The sequence below is a fragment of the Rhizorhabdus dicambivorans genome, assembly GCF_002355275.1.
In the GTDB taxonomy this organism is placed as follows: Bacteria; Pseudomonadota; Alphaproteobacteria; order Sphingomonadales; family Sphingomonadaceae; genus Rhizorhabdus; species Rhizorhabdus dicambivorans.
On record NZ_CP023449.1, the window covers coordinates 3377864 to 3396503 of the forward strand.

Consider the following 18640-nt stretch of genomic DNA (forward strand, 5'->3'; position numbering starts at 1 on the left):
GAGCCTTTTATAGGGGAGACCAAGATGAACTTCACCGAGATGCGCGGCCCGCTGCAGCCTAAGTGGCGCAAGGCAAGTCTGCTTTGCGCAACTATGCTCGCTCTCGGTAGCGGCTTCGCTGCTCATGCTGAAACGGCCGGAGAGCCACAAAGCGCCGCGCGACCCGCCCAGGCTGAGTCCTCACCGCCTACCGGAACTCCTGTTTCGGTATCTGGAACGGACCCGGTCGCCGAGGCTGTCGGCGAAATCATTGTGACAGGATCTCGCGTTGCGCGCGCGGGCTTTGTCGCCCCGACACCTACCGTTGTGATCGGGCAGGCCGACATTCGGCAGCAAGCAGCGTCCAACGTTCTGAACGTCCTCAATCAGAACCCGGCTTTTAAGGCCAGCACGGCGCCAACGACCAGCGGCTTGAACGGAAATTCGCCCGGAGCGACCAGAGCCGACCTCCGAGGCCTGGGTCCACTCCGCACGTTGGTCCTGGTCGATGGCAAGCGCTTCGTGCCTCAGGTCCCTGCCGGAGCCAATGTCTATGCGGTCGATTTCAACCAGATTCCCAGCAACCTGATCGATCACATTGATGTGGTAACCGGCGGCGCCTCCGCACAATGGGGTTCGGACGCGGTCGCCGGCGTCATCAACATCGTCCTGCGAAAGAACGTCCAGGGAATTGAGGTCACCGCTCAAGGGGGTATCTCCGATCGCGGTGATGAGAAGGAGTATCTGTTCAGCGGCGTAGCGGGCACGTCGTTTGCCGATGGCAAGGGTCATGTCGAACTCGCTTTAACCTACGAGAACAACGAGGGCGTTCGCGATCAATATACGCGGGCCTGGGGTCGCCAAGCCTACTCGATTGTCGCGAACACTGCGGGTGCAACGCCAACCAGCCTCATCCTGCCCAACGTGCAATTTTCGACGCTGACGCCCGGCGGCATCATCACGAGCGGACCGCTCAAGGGCACCCAGTTCCTGCCGGGCGGCGTACCTGCGCCGTTCGTCTACGGCGCCTATGTCGGCGCATCCAACATGGTCGGGGGCGGCAATACGGGCTACAACATCAACACAGGTGTGTGGTTGGAGCCTGCGGTGGAGCGGAAAACCACGTACGGCCGCGCACAATATGATTTCAGCGACAGTTTGACGGCCTACGTCGAATCGTCTTTCGCGTTTTCGAAAGGCTCCTCGGAGACTTTGCCGTCGCGGGACACCACGCCGAGCACGATCTGCGTCGGGGCGGCTGCCTCGCCCTGCTTCGGAGCCACCAATCCTTACATTCCGGCCGCGACGCTGGCCGCGGCTCGCGCTGCCAACGTGACCAGTTTCCCGTTGGGCCGCGCGAACTATGATTTCGGCATAACCAATCCGGTGGTTCGGAACGCGACGTTTCGCATTATCGGAGGTCTGGAAGGCACGATCTCGTCCAAGGGAAATTGGAAGTGGGACGCAGCCGCCGAATATGGCGTCAACAATTACCACGACCTGATTTACAACAATCGCATTCGCACAAACTACGCGTTTGCGGTCAACGCCGTAACAAGCAACGGACAGATTGTCTGCGCCGCAACCGTCCCGGGTTCACCAGCTTTCAACGCTGCTGCCGCAGGCTGCGTGCCGATCAATCTGTTTGGCGCCGGCTCTCCCTCGCCAGCGGCGATCAAATATGTGACAGCCGCGACCGACAATTCGCTGCGGTACGAACAAACCGACTTCACGTTCAACGTGACCGGCGAGCCATTCCACAACTGGGCGGGGCCGATTTCGGTGGCCTTTGGAGCCGAGGGTCGGTTCGAGAAGGAAAAGATTACCGCCGACGCAATTTCCGCTGCTGGAAATTACGAGTCGGGCAATGCTCAAAACCTGGACAAGGGCTTCCACGAAACGGAAGGCTATTTCGAGACGGTCGTGCCGCTGGCTCGGGACATCCCGCTAATCCGGTCCCTCGATCTGAACGGCGCAGTGCGGGTCGCACATTATAATACGTCCGCCGGCACCCAAACGACGTGGAAGGTCGGGGCGGTATATAAGCCCATTCAGGACCTCATGTTGCGGGCTGCCAGATCTCGGGACATCCGCGCGCCGAACCTCTACGAACTGAACCTCACTTCGACCGTAACCAATCAGACGATCCCGACCTACGGCCAGCCAAATGTCAGGGTCGTGACGAGCGGCAACCCAAATCTTGTCCCCGAAAAAGCCGACACGTTTACGATTGGAGGCGCTCTTCAGCCGCGTGTTGTCCCGGGACTGGCGATATCGGTCGATTATTATCGAATTAAGGTCAGCGACATCATCACAGGCCTCAGTGCCGCCAACACGGCCAGCAACTGCCTGTTGGGCCAAACGGCGTTCTGCAACCTGATCACCTTCGTGAACGGTGTGCCTTCGTCGATCGCTGTGCCGTTCCTCAATCTGGCTTCGACGACCACCAACGGGCTCGACTTTCAGGGTGAATATCGAACGCGATTGGATGCCTTGATTAAGGCCGTGCCGGGCACCTTTACACTACGGGCCAGCGGAAATTACGTCTTCCATTCATACGTCGACACGGGGTTCGGGACCCCGATCGACCGCGCCAACGAATTAGGCCCAGGCAACGCTTATTCGCTTCCTCGCTTCCGCGGTACGCTTTCCGGAACTTATGCTGTCGATCCGATCTCGATCACCGTGCAGGCGCGCTACACGTCGTCCGGCAATTATGACAACACCCTGACGGCAGCAACCATCAACGACAATCGCCTCCCGTCGGTGACTTACGTTGATCTCTTTGCAAATGCGAAGCTGAGCAAAAAGATCGAGCTGTTCTTCACCGCGAGGAACTTGCTGAATAAAGCTCCACCACCCGACCCAAACTCGCTCGGGAACTCGAGCAATGCCGCCTATTACGATTTGATCGGTCGGACATACCGGGCCGGCGTCCGGGTCAAGCTGTAACGGTGAGACTTAATCAGGAGCCGGCGAACCGCAGCGCGAAATGCTCGCGGACGAAATCCGTCGGCTCCTGCGATCACCCACTCGTCCGCTTGTAGGTCGGCGGTCCTTGCAAGGAGCGTGTTATGCGACTCAGAAATGCCTTGGCGGCGGCGGCGCTTCTGATCAGCGCCGCGGCGGATGCACAGAACCCAGCTTCGTCCCTGTCGACGGAGCAACTTGGCGATACGTGTGATCGCGCCTGCCTGCGCGAGATCATGGACAAGTATCTCACCGCACTGGTTGCGCATGACAGCGACCGGCTCGATCTTGCAACGCATGTGAGATTCACCGAAAACGGTGTGGTGCTACCGATTGGTACCGCCTTGTGGCGGACTGCGAGCGGGCTGGGCGAATTCGGGCAATATTTCGTCGATGCGAAGGGGCACTCAGTCGCGTTCCTCGGCACCGTGAAAGAGCGCGATACGAAATCGATCCTGTCGGTCCGGCTCAAGCTGCAAGACCGCGTGATCGAAGAGATCGAGCAGCTCGTAGTTCGTAGCCCGCAAAGCGCGGCGGCGTGGGACCAGCGTGTGCAGCCTGGCGCACGGACCTACTCCACGCAGGGATGGGGCGATACTCTCAAACCCAGCGAGCGGGTCTCTCGCGAGCGTATGGTGGCAATAGCAAACAGCTATTTCTCTTCAATCCAGGGCGGTTCGGCGACGCCTGTTCCGTTCGCCGCCGATTGCTACCGGATCGAGAATGGTGAAGTCACCTCCGGCGCACCCAAGACCGGGGCCGATGCGCCCGTGCAAACCGGTCGGGCGGTCTTCATCAACTCGGTTGCCGATCGCAGCTGCGCCGAGCAGCTGAACGCCAAGGGCGCGTTCATTTTCAACAACGACCTGCGCGATCGCCGCTTCCTCGTCGTCGACGAGGAAACGGGGACCGTCTTCACCCACGTCTTCTTCGACCATGCCGGCAAGTTTACGGAGCGCACGCTGCCCGATGGCACGAAGCGCCCGATCTCGAGCCGGGTGCTCCTGCCCGGCACCCTCGCCATCCATGAGGTCTTCTGGATCAGGAACGGTGTCATTCAGCATATCGCCGCCAATATCCTAAGCGTTCCATACGGGATGTCGTCGGGCTGGGAGAATTGAGCCGATGATCCGAGCGTCGGTCATCAGCAGCGCGGCCATGCTTTCCGCGCTGTCAGGCTCGGCTCTTTCCCAAGTGCCGCCGAATATCGCCGCGAAGGTTCGCGCGACAGGCCAGATCCTCGATCCTTCGGCCGGCCGCCTGTATGCGCCCATGTTTGCGAGCGAACCTTGGCCAGGCGTCACCGTCTCTCGGGACGTGGCGTACGGATCTGACCCGCTTCAGAAACTCGACATTTATGCTCCGTCGCCCACGTCACGAAAATTGCCCGTGCTCCTTTTCGTGCACGGCGGAGGGTTCGTCGCCGGCGACAAGCACGGAACCTTCGCTCCGGACAACATCACGCTCTGGGCTGCGCGCAATGGCATGATCGGGGTGAACATCGACTATCGCCTGGCGCCACGGAACATATGGCCAAGTGGGGCGATGGATCTCGCCGCAGCTATCGCTTGGGTCCACGCGAATATAGCACCCTATGGTGGCGATCCCGCTCGCATCATTCTCTGGGGGCACTCAGCCGGCGCGAACCACGTGGCCGACTACATAACCCACCCGGATGTCCAAGGCTCCGAGTGGAGGTTTGTCCGCGGCGCAATTCTCCTGTCGCCGTTCTACGCCGAAGCTCCGAGCGGCGATCAACCGCACGTCTATTATGGCAGGGACGACGAGCTTCAGACGTCGTACGGCTCGATCGCGCGGCTTCAACGCAGCGATATTCCACTTTTTCTAGCGAATGCCGAATTCGATCCGGTGGAATTCAAATCCTACATGACGGCTTTGCGTTTGCAGCTATGCAAGCCCGTCGCCCGCTGTCCTCGCTATGTCTATCTGAAGGATCACAATCACTTTACAGAAAGCATGGCGGTGGGAACGCCCGATCAGTCGCTTACCGGTCCCCTGTTGCAATGGATCAGGTCAAAGCGTTGACGGCAACTGCAAGGACCGTCAACGCGCTGGCTTACGGCATCAATCCTCCCAACCAGATTTCATGCCGTAGGGCACGTGGACATAGTTCGCCGCGATGTGGGTGAGCATACCATTCTCAATCCAAAACAGCTCATGCACGATCAGCGTTTCCACTCCGCAGCGGGTAGCGTCCGCTGCGCAAATCTTTCCCGAATGATCGAACATGGCCACCGCGTAGACAATGCCCTTTTCCTCATCGACGGCGAGATACCGCCGATCGCGAATCTCGGTGTTCACACGAAACGTTGGGTTGCGGAAAATGCCGTCGCCACAGCTTTTGCTGGAAAACGAAACTTGGCCAGGAGACTCAGTTTGACCGGCGGGGCCCGCCTGGGCCGCCCGCGGGGGTCCCAAGCCTGGGATTTGCGGCGCGTTGCCCGGGGCATCTGGGCCAGATGACGGCGTGCCGGCGGTGAACCGCCCATGTTCGATCCTGTAGCAATCCCGAGCAAACGGCACGGGCGTCGACGCACCCAATTGCAGCGTCGAGAAGTAACTATCCGCGATAGCCATCATCTGTTCTCGCGACGTCCGTTTGGCGTCTGGTACGATGTCGTTCCACTTGGCTGCCGACGCAGCACGAAGTTCGCCGGGAGCGCGCGTATCCCACAAGGCCGCCGCTTCCGGTGTCCGCATCACCATCTGCTCGGCTTCCTGGATCACCGTGCCCTTCACTTTCAGCCGTATCGAGACAACCACTTCTCCTTTCCGCTCGCCAATCGTGCCGAGGAAAGCGATCGACTGGCCAGGAACGTCAACCACATATTGCTTGAACTTGCCGAGCCCGCTCGCTGTCTGCCAAAGTGCGGCTGCGCCGATTGGCAGAACCACGCCATTTTCGGTGAACTTGACGTGGGTCGCGAGATTGAGGCGACCCACGTCATGGGCGATCATCGCGTCGAGGTAGCCGTTCATCAAGCCGGTAAGGCAATCGCTAGTGCACGTCGACCTGAGCGCTTTGACCGTTTCGGCGGATTGCGGTTGGGCTCCGGCCACGCCACTCAACAGCGACAGCAGCGATGCGACCAATATGGACGGCTTCATTAGCCCATTCCTCTTTCGGCACACCGATTGATGAGTGTGCGGGGTGCTTGGGAATCAGATGGTTTGCGAAGGAGGCAGACGGGCTTCAGCTCGTCGGCGCTTGCGTTCACTGACTAGCCGTGGGCTTCGGAACTGCGCGCCCCGAGCTTTCGTCGAAATCGAACACGATTGTCGAATTGGGCCGCCGGCTACTGTCCCAATGCTCGACGATCTTGCCATTCTCGATGCGGAACATGTCGAAAAGCACGGCGGTGTAGATTTCGCCCTTCGCGTCCTTGTTCCTCGTGATTTCGGGCGCCACCACGATGTCGCCTTCCGCGATGAGTTGGACCAGGTTGTCGACCGTATCAGGAACGGGTTTCGGATTGCGGGCCAAAGGCCCCCAGTAATCCATGAAGCCCTTCAAACCCTGCTCGGTCACCATGGCGAAATGCGTCGTGTAGCCCGGAGCGAGAAAGCGTGAGGCTTCCTCTATCCGCCGCCCCTTGAAGACCGTCCGTAAAAAATCTGAGACCAGCTTCTTGTTCGCCTGAAGCTTGGGATCCTTACTCGAAATAGCCCGCTCAAAGGGAACCAAAGGCACGATCGGACCCGCGAGGTAGACCTTATCCTGCGCAAAAAGAGGCGCGGCCAGCATCGCGCAGGCAAATAGACCCAAGAACCGTTTCATGTCCTCAACTCCCTCGAAGACTTCAATTATTTCCGACAGTCGATCTCGATTGCCGACCGCACCGCCCAGCCGAGTTCTGGCGACGACGTCCGCTTGCGGGTCAACGTCGACTGCCCCCCTGGATCTGACCGATGGAGATAGCCCGCACGGCCACAGGCCACGGGGTTGCCTCCATCGGGGCAGATCTTGGAAAGAGGTGAACGCTCGCTCAAGGCCAGCAGCATAGGAGCAACCGCTGGGTCGCCAAATACCCTCAACAGGTGACAGCGGGTGCTAACCTTCTACTCGGCCCGCCATTGCGTCGCTGCCAGGTAGAGGTACTCAAAAGCCTGCAGACGACCTTCTTCTAATGCGAGTTACGGAGTTACTAGCCATGCCATCGCTTCGTCGAGATCCTCGAAGAAGGCGAGTGGAAAATCGGAGCCCGCCTGTCGTTTAAACTGCAGTCGTATCAACTGGCTTGAGGTCACAACAGCATATTTTCTGATCGAAAGCGTCGCTAAAACGGCCATACTATTCATATTGATCTCGGCGACTTTCGCGCTTTGAATCTGGGCGCCACGCAAATCAGAAAGGATCGTAATTGGCTTAGCATAAGCGGCAGCTTCCGAAGCGGCACTACGGACAGTGGCGGTCGCTTCATCGGCCTCTTCCACCGACCAGAAACCGGACGCGACAAGCGACAAGCGGCCGAGATCGCTGTCAAATCGCGCCTGGAACACTGTGCTTCTCTCCGCGAAAGCGCCTGCCCCGACCGCCGGGTCTCTATTGGAGAAATTTAGCGATGTGACGGCATTGAATCAAGAAATCGTCGGGCTGAGGCTCCAGAGGGGATTGATAGTAGCGGGATCGCCGACAACGATCTGATCAATCAGTCGTATGTCCGTCTTTCAGCACGGAATCTCAGATCGGGAAGCAATCCGATTGGCGTTTCGATGAAGGACCCTGCAGCGCGGATGCAGCCGATGCCCAATCGCCCGAGGGCGTTTCTTACGGGTCGTTGTACAAAGATGGAAATCGGCCGCTCGCCGATCACTTCGCGCGAATCTGGGTGAATTTCCCGTTTTCGATCTCATAGAAGATGAACCCTTCGATTTCGATCGATTGTCCCTTGGCGATCGGGCCGAGAATGAACTCCGGGCAATCCTCGATCGCGAGGAATATGCCTTTCGCGATGCAGGCGAGGCCATGCTCGTCGAGAACCAGCTTGCTTACGCTGAGCGTCTCCTGAATTCGGCCGACCCTTTCGGCATAGAAATCAATAATGGCTTGCCGTCCCTCGAGCGCCAGCTCTCCTCCGAGATCCAGCACGACATTCTCGTGATAAAAGTCCGAAAACGCAGAAATATTGCCCTCGTTGAATCCTCGGATATAGTCTTTCAGGAACGATTCCTTAGTTATGCTCGGCATATCAAGTTCACTTTCACATAAGTGTTACAATTTTCATTTTAGGAAATTTTCTCCAGAATTAACGCGAGCTCGTTGGGCTTATCGACCATAATATCGTGCCCGCTTTCGATTTCGTGCAGGATCCAGTTTGAGTCGCGGGACATTTCGTCCGAAGACTGGTCCGGCAGGGGAATGCCGTTTCCAATCGCTCGGATGGACACTTTGGTCGGTATCCGTCTGTAGGCCCCGGTTACACGGAGCTTTTCCGTCAGGCTGGCGGTCGGATGGGGGGTCAACTTGGAATCGACCCAAGCCTGATCGGCCGAATTGACGTTGAAGAATGCTGCCGGGAACGGCGGGATGGCCAAGCCGTCAACGCCTGGGGGCGGTGGGAGTACGTCCAGCAGGCATTCTCCGTCGCGTGGCACGACAGCGTCCACGAAGACGAGCGAACGAATTCTGTCCGGCATCCGTTCTGCAACGCCGGTGATGACCATCCCGCCATAGGAATGGCCAACCAGGACGATCTGGCCGAGATCGTTCCACCTCACGACGTTGACCACATCCTCGATGTGAGTTGTGAGGTCCACCGATGCTGACAGGAGATGAGAGCGCTCGCCAAGGCCGGTCAAAGTCGGCGCATATACGCGATGGCCGCCTGCCCCAAGGATCCGCGCCACGCGATCCCAGCACCAGCCGCCATGCCAGGCGCCATGCACCAACACGAATGTTGATTTGACGCCCGCAGGTTCATTCTCATTCAAAAACTTAGTCATAAGAGGTTCCCGGTACAGGCACGTTCACGCCATGCGCATGCTCATGCTCGCCCCCGTTCCTGTGCGGCGCGAGCACTCCGTCGACGTCATTCAATGACGCGCGCTTGCAGCTCGCTGCTGGCATGCTCGCGCAGGAACTCTTCGTTGAGCTCGATGCCGAGACCGGGGCCCTCCGGCGCAAACATGCGGCCATTTTTGTAGACCGGAGTGTTCAGCGCGACTTCGCCGGTGACAGGCCCGTCGATCTCATAGGTGTCGTGGATCGAAAGTGGCCCGCAATTCTCCTGCACAAATTGCGACGCCCATTGATCGGCAACCAACAGATGCGCTGTTGGCGCCGCTTCCAAGCCCGATCCCGGCATGCAACCGCACATGACCGGCAATCCGGACAGGCGCGCCAAGGTCAACCAGCGCTGCGCCTTCAGCAGTCCGCCGGCCTTTTGAACCTTGATAAACAAGCCATCGGCCGCCCGCCGATCGATGATTTCCTTGATCTGATGAAGTTCGCGCGCCGATTCATCGGCCCAGATCGGCGTACCGACCTTCTGCCGCAGCCGCGCCATGCCTTCGATGTCCCAATATGGCAGAGGCTGCTCGATCAGCTCGAGATTGACGTTGGCCTTTTCCCAACGGCGGAGCGCCGAATAGGCTTCGTCATAATGCCATAGGCCGTTGATATCGATCATCAGCCGCGCCGCGTCGCCAAGGCCCCGGCGGACATCGATCATGGTCTGGATCGACTCCTCGTAATTCAAGCTCGGCTTGAACTTGAGTACCTTGAAGCCGGCCGCGAGCGCTTTTTGTCCTTCGTCGATCAGCTGAGCCGCAGGGGCAGCCATCAGCACATAGCCGCAGTCGACAGCTTCCACCGTCTTGCCCCCGAGCAACTGGTAGACCGGCACCCCAAATGCCTTGCCCTTGATGTCGTGCAAAGCGGTATCGACCATCGATTTTGCGTGATAATTATCGCGGACGATCCGATCCATGCGGCCCACGATCTTCTCGATGTTTCTCGGATCCTCGCCGATCAGGATACGCGGCGCAAACTGCGTGGCGATAATCCCGGCGATCGAGTGATGGGTTTCGCCATGATAATAGGCCGAAGTGTCGCCCGAATCCGCAATGCCGACGTGCCCTTCGTCCGTGTGAACTTTCAGCACGACCTGGTCGAGCTTGCTGATGTTAGTCGTGGCGATGATGATCGGCCGCTTGAGCGGGGTGTGCACGGGAATGCACTCGACTTTGGTAATGCGCATAGAAACTCCCTCGAATGATACGAATGATTGATGTCGTCAGCGAACGGCGAAAAAGTCGAAGAATGAGTGGTCGGCGTGCTTTTCGCCGAAGCCTACGAAAACGGTGCGGGTGAGCCAGTCGTGCGGGCCCGGTTCGGTCTCGAAAACCGGCGCGACGCGAAAGTAATTCTCGGACGGATCAACCGGCTGCCCCCGTTCGATACGCGCCTGCACATCAGCGGGGGCGTGCGCATATCCGCGGTTGAAAACCTGGATTATGGTGCCGTCGACGGCACGTATAAGGTATCGTGCGTCGAAGGCCACGACCCCGTCGCTGCGAAACAATGGCCAGTCGCCGCCGGAGCCCGCCACGACTTCACCGGATAGAAGGGGGCCCTCGACTTGGCCGCCGGCAACCGAGACGAAGCCACGCACTTCATCAGCGCTCACAGGAAAACGCAGTCTTGGACCAGGCGGGAAATGCATTTTGATGCGAAACGCGAAGTCGAGCGGCGGCACGTTCACGTTCATGCGACTTTTCCTTCACGGCTCAGGGGTATGACCATTATTCCACCGGCGACGAGCATCAGCGCGAGCGTCACAAGGGAAGGCAGAAAACTACCGGTCATTTGCTGGACCATGCCAATCAGCATAGGGCCAATGACGCCACCGACCGTACCGCACATGCTGATCAAGCTGATAGCAGCGACCGAGATACGGTCGCTGCCGATCCCCATCGCAGAGGGCAAGGCCCAGAAGACGGATTGCGCGCCACCGATTCCGAAGCCAGCGATTGCGAAAAGCAACAAGGCTGTCCAATTTGGTGGAAACAGGGCGCCTGCCAGCAACGCGACGCCGCCCAGCATCGCGGCTAAGCCGACATGCCACTGGCGCTCACCTGTCCGGTCGGAATGGCGGCCGTTGGCAATCAGCCCCAGGACGAGCCCCAGTTGTGGAAACGCAGCCAGTACGCCGATTTCAAACTCCGTATGGCCGATATGCATTTGGCGAACGAGTTGCGGGAGCCAGAAGACCAGCGCGTAGGCGCCGGTCATCACCAGCAGCCAAGCGAGCGCACAACGCCATACACGCGGATCGCGAATGGAAGCGCCGATCGGCTCGGCAACACCCGGCGCCGCGGCAGACGCGAGCAGCTTTCGTTCGGAGGGCGTCAGCCACGACGACCGGCCAAGGTCATCGGGAAAATAGCCAAAGGCCAGCGCAGCAAGTAGGACGTTCGGAAGGGCCTGGAACAGAAACATCCAGCGCCATGCGGAAATGCCCGCAGGACCACCCAGCCCCAGCATCCAGCCGCATAGTGGGCCGCCCAGGACCAGCGAAAGCGGTACTGCCGCCAGCACCGTCGCCATAGCCTTGGCGCGCACCTGCTCCGGCAGCCAACGATTGATGATCCAAGTGATCCCGGGCGCGAATCCCGCTTCCGCAATTCCAAGCAGGAATCGCACAGCCACGAACTCGACGTCGCTGGCAATGCATGCCAACAGCACGCCTGCCAAGCCCCACAGCATTACCGTCCCCAGCAGCCAACGGCGAATGCCGTAGCGCCGCAACAGTGCCGCGTGTGGATACTGGAATAGGAGATAGGCGACAAAAAAGGCACTCACCCCAAATCCGAAGGCTTCCGGTGACAGCGCGAGGTCCGCGCGCATGGCATCTGCCGCGAAACTGATGTTCACGCGGTCGATGGCGTTGACGAAAGTCAGCAGTGCCAGTGGGAGGGCAAGCCGCTGAATCAAGCGGCTGCCCAAGCGCCGGGCGGCCACGTCGTCCGTTGCCGATGGCTCCACATAGGGCGGTCCGGTCCGTTTGATGATCGCCTCCCCCTTCGCTATCCGACGAATCGCATTGGCCACCTAGGCAGCGGCGCCGTCGAACTCATATGATATGTTTTATAAATTAAAACAATATGAGTTGCGACGGCTTGCAACTACGGGCCGAAGCCGTGAAAAAAGACCGCCGTGCGAGTGTGGCCAGCCTATCGCCTGACCGCTCGCCAGCCGGCGATCGGGCCGGTCTGGGAGGGATAAACGCGGCGACGCCGGCGCGCGGCCAGCACCTCGCTGGCCTAACTCTGCCTCACGCGGGCATAGAGTTTAGCCAGAAGTGAAATCAACTGGCGGCGCTCGACATCGCTCAACAAATCGCGGCTGAAAGCGGGATCGAAGCTTGCTGCGAATGCACTGACCTGATTCAGCATCTCCTCGCCCGCCTGGGTCAAGTAAATCAGCCGCGAGCGTCCATCCGAGGCGGAAACCCGACGCTCAAGCATCCCGCGGCGATCGAACATATTGAGCAACGCTGTAATTTGCGCGCCGTCCATCGAAAGAGCAGCGCTCAATTGCGACGGCGTCAATCCGGGGTTTCGCCCGATCAAGTGCAATGCACCGACCTCGCGAGGCTGCACATCGAGATCGCCGGCCTGTGCGATGAATTGCCTTCCATAAATGTCGTACAATCGGCGGAGATAAAAACCGAGATAGTCGTGCAGTGGCCCGAAATCGATCTTCGCGACCCTCGCCACGCCGGAGGTGGCGTCCTGCTGCTGGGCCATTTTGCCAATTCTATCCGGCGAGCGCCGCTCGGCCCTTCGTCCCCCTTGCTCCTTGCCGCGCGCCAAAATCCTCTCCGTTCAATTTATCATCGGTAACAGGTTCATTCCCTAGGTCATACCACTGCGGAGACGCAACGTTGAGCAATGTCACGGATGCGGGCCGCCAGCGGAGCCCCCCAAGCGCTGCGAACGGAAGAGGACGCATCCCAATATCACTTTGAGCATATACTTTACATTAAAAAATAAATTATATAACCCCGCTACAAGCGCTTCTTCGAGAGAAGCGAATCAGAAATAGGGAGGGGCCGTCATGAAAGGTGGAACATGTCACGGCTGGTCAATGGGCGACAGCCGCACTTCCATCAACACCGTTTTCGCAAGCCCCGCAGCAGCACGGGCATAGGCAATGACGGCAAAGCGTCGCTTCTAACGGAGATTTTGTCGATGGCCGACTTTTCGCGCACCCACCCGCTGTCAGGTTTCTTCGCACCTACGCGTTTCGAAGCCGACGTGATCGACTGCGTGGTGACGGGCGCCATTCCGTCGGAACTAGACGGCGCCTTCTACCGTATGCACGGCGACTGGATCTACGCGCCCAAGTTCACCGACGAACCCAGCCTGTCGGCGGATGGCTATATTAGCATGCTGCGCTTTCGCGACGGCAGCGTCGATTATCGGGGGCGCTACGTGAAGACCGACCGCTATCTGCGCCAAGTCGCGGCGCGGAAACAGCTCTACGGCTATTATCGCAACCCTTATTCCGACGATCCCGAGGTCCGCGATATCGCTAGACCGAATTTGCGTACCGCTGCCAACACGACACCGGTCGTGTTGGCCGGGAAGCTCTATGCGACCAAAGAGGAAGGCCTGCCCTACGAGATCGATCCCAATACGCTCGAGACGCGGGGACCGAGCGACTTTCTCGGCAGTTGGCCCAGCCTAACCTTCACGGCCCATCCCAAGTTCGATTTCTTCACGGGCGAAACGGTCGCCTACGGTTATGAATCCACCGGATTGGCGACCAACGACGTCCATGTCGCCGCGTTCGATCGCACTGGCCGAGTAACGTGGAGTCTCGATTTTCAGGTCCCTTATGCTTCGATGTTGCATGACATGGCCCTGACCAAGGACTTTGTTGTCATACCAGGCGGCGGCACGGTGACCAGTCTTGAGCGACTGGAGGCGGGCCGCCCGCATTGGGCCTGGGACAGCAAGCGCCCGTCATATTATGCGATCATTCCCCGAGGCGGGCGGACGGAAGACGTGCGCATCTTCGAGGGACCGGAACGTTCCATCGTTCACACCGCCAACGCTTGGAACGATGGCGAGAAACTCGTGCTGGATGCCCCCATCGCCGACGGCAACACCTGGCCCTGGTTCGAGGATGTCGATGGCGGCGCTTTCGCCATGAACATTTTCACGATCCGCCGGATCACCTTTGACCTGCGCTCGAACAGTAACAAGCCGACCGAAGATGTCCTGTTCGACCGGGATGTGACAAGCTTCACGCGCATCGATGATCGATTTCTCACGCGACCCAACCGCTATATCTGGGTACAATATGCCGATCCCGACCGGCCATTTCATGCGGCGCTTCCGGAGGATCCGCGGGTGCGTCCGGTCAACTGCTACGGCCGTTTCGACCTGGTCTCCGGCACGGACTTGGCTTGGTTTGCCGGACCCGACCATGTCCTGCAGGAACCGCTTTTTGTTCCTCGCACGCCCCACGCCGACGAGGGGGACGGCTACCTTATCGGTACCATGCACAATCTTGTCGAGTTGCGGACGGAAATCGTCATTCTCGACGCCATGAAGATGCTCGAGATCGGACGTGTAATATTACCGTTTCGAAATCCCTATCAGGTACACGGGACTTGGGCCGGGCCACGAGACCTTGCCCTTACCTGATAGTCATTGTTCGCGCGGGCGGACGAAGACCAGCATAAGAGGAGTAACGAATGGATCTCGGGATTAGTGGTCGAAAGGCGATCGTCAATGGCGGCAGTGCCGGCTTGGGGCGAAGCGCCGTTCTGGCGCTAGCACGGGAAGGCGTGGAGGTTTTCGTTTCGGCCCGGACCGAGCATCGCCTGCTGCGTACCTGCGAGGAGATTGCCCAGGAAACGGGCGGGCGGATTACGCCGATTTGCGCGGATCACAGCAGCGCCATGGGACGAGCAAAGATTCTGGCTGCCTGCCCGGATCCGGACATCTTGGTGGGCACTTGCGCGCCGCCGCCCCTCACACCCGATTATCGCGCCATCACCGACGAGCAATGGCGGGAATGTATCGATATCTCGCTTCTTTCTCCTGTCGAATTCATGCGAAGTGTGCTGGACGGTATGGTCGAGCGCAAATGGGGGCGCGTCGTCAATATCGCGACCGTGGCGGCGAAATATCCCGGGGAGATCCGTGCCTTGTCTGGCAGCACTCGCGCGGCTCTCGTCAACTATACGGTGGCCGTCTCCAAGGTTGTCGCCAAGCATAACGTCATGATCAACAATCTCCTTCCCGGCATGCATCATACCGCGACGGTCCACAAACAATTTTCCGAGCTCGCCGAGGCTAGAGGGTCCAGCTACGGCGAGGAAGTCGCCGCATTTGCGAAGGAATGGCATATCCCCAGCGAGCGCTTTGGTGAGGCCGACGATGTCGGTGCCTTCGTAGCCCTATTCTGCAGTGAATATGCAAACTACGTCACGGGACAGAGCCTCGTGATCGATGGCGGGGCCACCAGATCGACCTTCTAAAGCGCGACGAGAGCAAACTCGAACGCGTCCTGACCGAGCCCGCCTGAGTTAATCGGAGGGATCAGCGGGTCGAGCGCGTGATCTGCCTCGATCCGGCCAAGGCGTGGCATGGCGCAGAGCCTCATCCATTTCCACGAGTCTGGGCCAAGCCGAGCCCGGTCAAATGCCCAAGATTCATATCAGGCCCAGCCGCTCAAGGATGAAATCGAGCCGGGGATAGAATGTTTCTCCCGATCGCCACGCCTGCATCGGATCAATATCCTTGCTGGCCAGCAGGAGCCACTTTTTGAAGCTCGACGTCTCACCATCCGCGAGCGGGATTGGGAACATTCATCGGCCCTGGGTCCTCTCGCTCAATCAATTCCGCCACGAATCCGAAGGTGAAGGCCTCCCCGATCCACGATTTCAAGCGGATTGCCTCGCTGCCGCCCCCCCCCCGCCGCCTCGCGGCCTGAGCCAGGCCAAAACTGATCGACCAATTCATCTATTTTACATTATAAACTAAACTATATATGTCGGGGTCGAATCGGCGGCCCGCATCCGTTGGCACGCCGGAGATCAGGGAGAGGTTAAATGAGAATGGGGATGGGAATTTCGACAGACCGTCCGAGCTACGGCATCGAGCCCCCCCCTGTTCTTACAAGGAAGTTAGGGCTCGCTCTGCTGGCTGTACCGCTGATCTGGCCGAGCGTGCTTCACGCGCAGGAGGCACGCACCGGGCAACCCTCCGCGAACGACCTAGGGGTGCCGGAAATCGTGGTCACTGCGCAGTTTCGCGAACAAAAGCTGCAGAACGCCCCGGTCGCCATCACCGCAATCAGCGCAGAACAGCTGGCGCAGCGAAATGCGTCCAGCATCGCGGATATCGCAAGCGGTACACCCAGCGTGGTTCTCCGCCAGCAATCCAGCGGGTCAGGAAATGCGCTTTCCGCCAGCATCCGAGGATTGGGGCAGACCGACTTCAACCCCTCTTTTGAGCCCGGGGTCGGTATCTATATCGATGACGTTTATTATCCGCGTCTTACCGGCGCCAATTTCGACCTGCTCGATGTACAGCGCGTGGAAGTGTTGCGCGGGCCGCAGGGTACCCTGACCGGAAAAAATTCGGAGGGCGGTGCGATCCGCTTTATTTCACGTAAGCCTGATGGCAGTGACTCCGGCTATATTTCGGCTACCTATGGCAGCCGGAACCGCATCAATTTGCGCGGCGCGGCCGATTTCACTTTGGCCAAAGACTTATTCGCCCGGATTTCAGGCGGTTATGCGAGCCAAGACGGCTATGTCGATGTGATCGACTATGGCTGCGCATTTCCAGGAAGCGGGGTTCCCGCCGCATCCGGCGGCTCAAAATGTCTTAAGTACAAGGCCGGCGACGTCGGTTACGGCGCGCTGCGCGGTATGCTGCGCTACAATCCATCTTCTATCGTCGACGTCACCCTAAGCGGGGACTACACACGCGAGCGCCGCCACAATGGTGCAGAAGTGCTGCGCTATGCGAACAACGCCAACCCCAACACCGCCACGGTGAACGGCCTCCCGCTCGATTCCCGCTTCATTTGCGGGCCTTTCTGTAACTACAGCACCACCGGCCTATCGGCCGGCACCTTCTATGGCATTGCGGTACCGCCCGCCGGACAACCGCTTAGCGCTATATCGGGTCCGGATGAACTCACTTTCACCGGCTGGGGCGTAGCGGCCAATGCGGATTTCCGCATTTCCGACAAAGTGAAATTGACGTCGATCACGGCCTATCGCGCGTTCGACACGCTCTACGCCGCGGATGTCGATATTTCACCTGCACAGGTCGGTTATGGCATCGATGGTTTGAACAACCGGTTCTGGAGTCAGGAAGCGCGCCTCAATGTCGATTTCGCGCCTTGGATCACGACAACCTTCGGCGGATATTATTCCGACGAAAAAAGTGTTTATTACGCACAGCAAGATTTACGTGCAGTCGGCATCTATCCGCCCAGCGCACCTGTAATCCTACCGTTGTTTCCCTTGCAGTTCATCCAGAATGATCCGGTGCGCACAAAGTCGGCTGCGGCCTTTGCTACGGCAATCATCAAGCCCTTCGACGCCCTTACGCTGACGCTTGGCGGCCGCTACACGCACGATTCAAAGAGCTACAGCTTCTTCCGTTACAATTTTGACGGGAAAACCGTAAATTCTTATGTTGACCCGGTAGGGGCAATTTACGGTGCCGGGTATAATGGACCAGATACACTGAATCTGTTTGGCGGCGGTCAGGTCGGTGCATTGACGGGTCGAACTTCTACCTATAGCGGTAACCGTTTCGACTATAGAATTTCGGCAGACTATCGCTTCTCGCCGGCGGTATTGGCCTATGCTACGGTCTCGACCGGCTACAAAGCCGGTGGAGTCGGCTCACGACCGTTCAACGCTGCGCAGGCCCGCCCTTTCGGGCCCGAAAGGCTGACCTCCTATGAACTTGGCCTCAAAACGGATTTGTTCGACCGTCGACTGCGCGTCAATGTAGCAGCCTATTATAATCAATTCAAAGGCGCCCAACTCCAGCTACAGTCCTGTCCGCAGTTTGGCGGGCCTGGCCCTTGTTCACTGCCACAAAATGCCGGCAACGCACATGTCACGGGCATCGAAGCCGAATTCAGCGCGAGGCCAGTCGACGGCCTTCAGATTGACGGCTCGATCTCACATCTTCACTGGCACTGGACGTGCGTTGATCCTCAGGTCGTCAATCCGTCCTATATCGGACCGGCAGGAACCTGCTCGAGCGATGCAGCGACAGTAGCGTTGCTGAGTCCCCGGCCGATCGGCGTCGTGGCCGATCAATGGAGCCTCGGTGCTCAATACGAATCGCGGTTGGGCGAAGCGGGAACGCTCACGCCGCGATTCGATCTCAGCTATCAAGGCAGCATGTCCGGTGCGGTGCTTGCGCCGGCGGCTGGATCTCCTTCGGCACGCTTTGCCGGCGTGGACGGCTATGCACTGGCTAACGCGCGATTGACTTGGAGAAATCAGCGCAAGGACCTCTCTGTCGCATTGGTCGTAAGCAATCTTTTCGACAGATATTATTATGCGTCAACGTTCGACCTTGTCCCGACCGGCGGCGGTGCGATCATCGGAACAGTTGGTCGCCCCCGCGAGTGGGCCATTACCCTGAACAAGAATTTCTAAATATTCATTGAGAC

Annotated in this window: 15 protein-coding genes; 6 read left to right on the top strand and 9 right to left on the bottom strand. The window is 58.9% G+C overall.

Features of this window, described 5'->3' with window-relative positions; translation table 11 throughout:
* Positions 1-24 precede the first annotated feature (24 nt).
* From CMV14_RS15915 to CMV14_RS15925, 3 genes are all read left to right on the top strand, one after another.
* Entirely contained in the window at positions 25-2931 is a 2907-nt protein-coding gene (locus CMV14_RS15915) for a TonB-dependent receptor plug domain-containing protein (RefSeq protein WP_083216117.1), read from the top strand.
* Positions 2932-3053: 122 nt separating this feature from the next.
* Complete coding sequence (locus CMV14_RS15920) at positions 3054-4070, top strand: DUF8021 domain-containing protein (RefSeq protein WP_139114790.1); 1017 nt, start codon at positions 3054-3056, stop codon at positions 4068-4070.
* A 4-nt stretch (positions 4071-4074) separates the two neighbouring features.
* Positions 4075-4995, top strand: coding sequence for an alpha/beta hydrolase (locus tag CMV14_RS15925; RefSeq protein ID WP_066969263.1), 921 nt, complete (start codon positions 4075-4077; stop codon positions 4993-4995).
* Positions 4996-5034: 39 nt separating this feature from the next.
* Here CMV14_RS15925 and CMV14_RS15930 read toward each other — a convergent pair whose 3' ends face one another.
* From CMV14_RS15930 to CMV14_RS15970, 9 genes are all read right to left on the bottom strand, one after another.
* The gene (locus tag CMV14_RS15930) at positions 5035-6078 is read right to left on the bottom strand and encodes a DUF8021 domain-containing protein (RefSeq protein WP_066969264.1); all 1044 of its coding nucleotides are present in this window, start codon (positions 6076-6078) and stop codon (positions 5035-5037) included.
* Positions 6079-6184: 106 nt separating this feature from the next.
* Positions 6185-6748, bottom strand: coding sequence for a nuclear transport factor 2 family protein (locus tag CMV14_RS15935; RefSeq protein WP_083216118.1), 564 nt, complete (start codon positions 6746-6748; stop codon positions 6185-6187).
* Positions 6749-7104: 356 nt separating this feature from the next.
* Positions 7105-7470: an STAS/SEC14 domain-containing protein gene (locus CMV14_RS15940; RefSeq protein WP_066969269.1), complete on the bottom strand. Its 366-nt coding sequence runs from the start codon at positions 7468-7470 to the stop codon at positions 7105-7107.
* A gap of 310 nt (positions 7471-7780) precedes the next feature.
* Positions 7781-8158 carry a nuclear transport factor 2 family protein gene (locus CMV14_RS15945; protein WP_066969271.1) on the bottom strand — a complete coding sequence of 126 codons (378 nt, stop codon included), beginning with the start codon at positions 8156-8158 and terminating at the stop codon, positions 7781-7783.
* A 38-nt stretch (positions 8159-8196) separates the two neighbouring features.
* A complete protein-coding gene (locus CMV14_RS15950) occupies positions 8197-8913 on the bottom strand; it encodes an alpha/beta fold hydrolase (protein ID WP_066969273.1) in 717 nt (238 codons plus the stop codon).
* Between the two features lie 86 nt (positions 8914-8999).
* Positions 9000-10169 (bottom strand): mandelate racemase/muconate lactonizing enzyme family protein, encoded by a 1170-nt coding sequence (locus CMV14_RS15955; RefSeq protein ID WP_066969275.1) that lies wholly within the window; start codon positions 10167-10169, stop codon positions 9000-9002.
* 36 nt (positions 10170-10205) lie between these two features.
* A complete protein-coding gene (locus tag CMV14_RS15960; protein ID WP_066969277.1) occupies positions 10206-10679 on the bottom strand; it encodes a DUF3237 family protein in 474 nt (157 codons plus the stop codon).
* Positions 10676-12022 carry an MFS transporter gene (locus tag CMV14_RS15965; RefSeq protein WP_066969279.1) on the bottom strand — a complete coding sequence of 449 codons (1347 nt, stop codon included), beginning with the start codon at positions 12020-12022 and terminating at the stop codon, positions 10676-10678. The genes CMV14_RS15960 and CMV14_RS15965 overlap by 4 nt, the downstream gene beginning before the upstream one ends.
* 212 nt (positions 12023-12234) lie before the next feature.
* Entirely contained in the window at positions 12235-12786 is a 552-nt protein-coding gene (locus CMV14_RS15970) for a MarR family winged helix-turn-helix transcriptional regulator (protein WP_139114791.1), read from the bottom strand.
* 258 nt (positions 12787-13044) lie between these two features.
* On the opposite strand from CMV14_RS15970, the gene CMV14_RS15975 reads away from it, so the two are divergent.
* The 3 genes from CMV14_RS15975 to CMV14_RS15985 all read left to right on the top strand — a co-directional run bounded on the left by CMV14_RS15975 (position 13045) and on the right by CMV14_RS15985 (position 18626).
* The gene (locus tag CMV14_RS15975; RefSeq protein WP_238147062.1) at positions 13045-14628 is read left to right on the top strand and encodes a carotenoid oxygenase family protein; all 1584 of its coding nucleotides are present in this window, start codon (positions 13045-13047) and stop codon (positions 14626-14628) included.
* A 50-nt stretch (positions 14629-14678) separates the two neighbouring features.
* Positions 14679-15467 (top strand): SDR family NAD(P)-dependent oxidoreductase, encoded by a 789-nt coding sequence (locus tag CMV14_RS15980; protein WP_066969285.1) that lies wholly within the window; start codon positions 14679-14681, stop codon positions 15465-15467.
* A 573-nt stretch (positions 15468-16040) separates the two neighbouring features.
* Positions 16041-18626 carry a TonB-dependent receptor gene (locus CMV14_RS15985; RefSeq protein WP_083216119.1) on the top strand — a complete coding sequence of 862 codons (2586 nt, stop codon included), beginning with the start codon at positions 16041-16043 and terminating at the stop codon, positions 18624-18626.
* Positions 18627-18640: the final 14 nt, after the last annotated feature.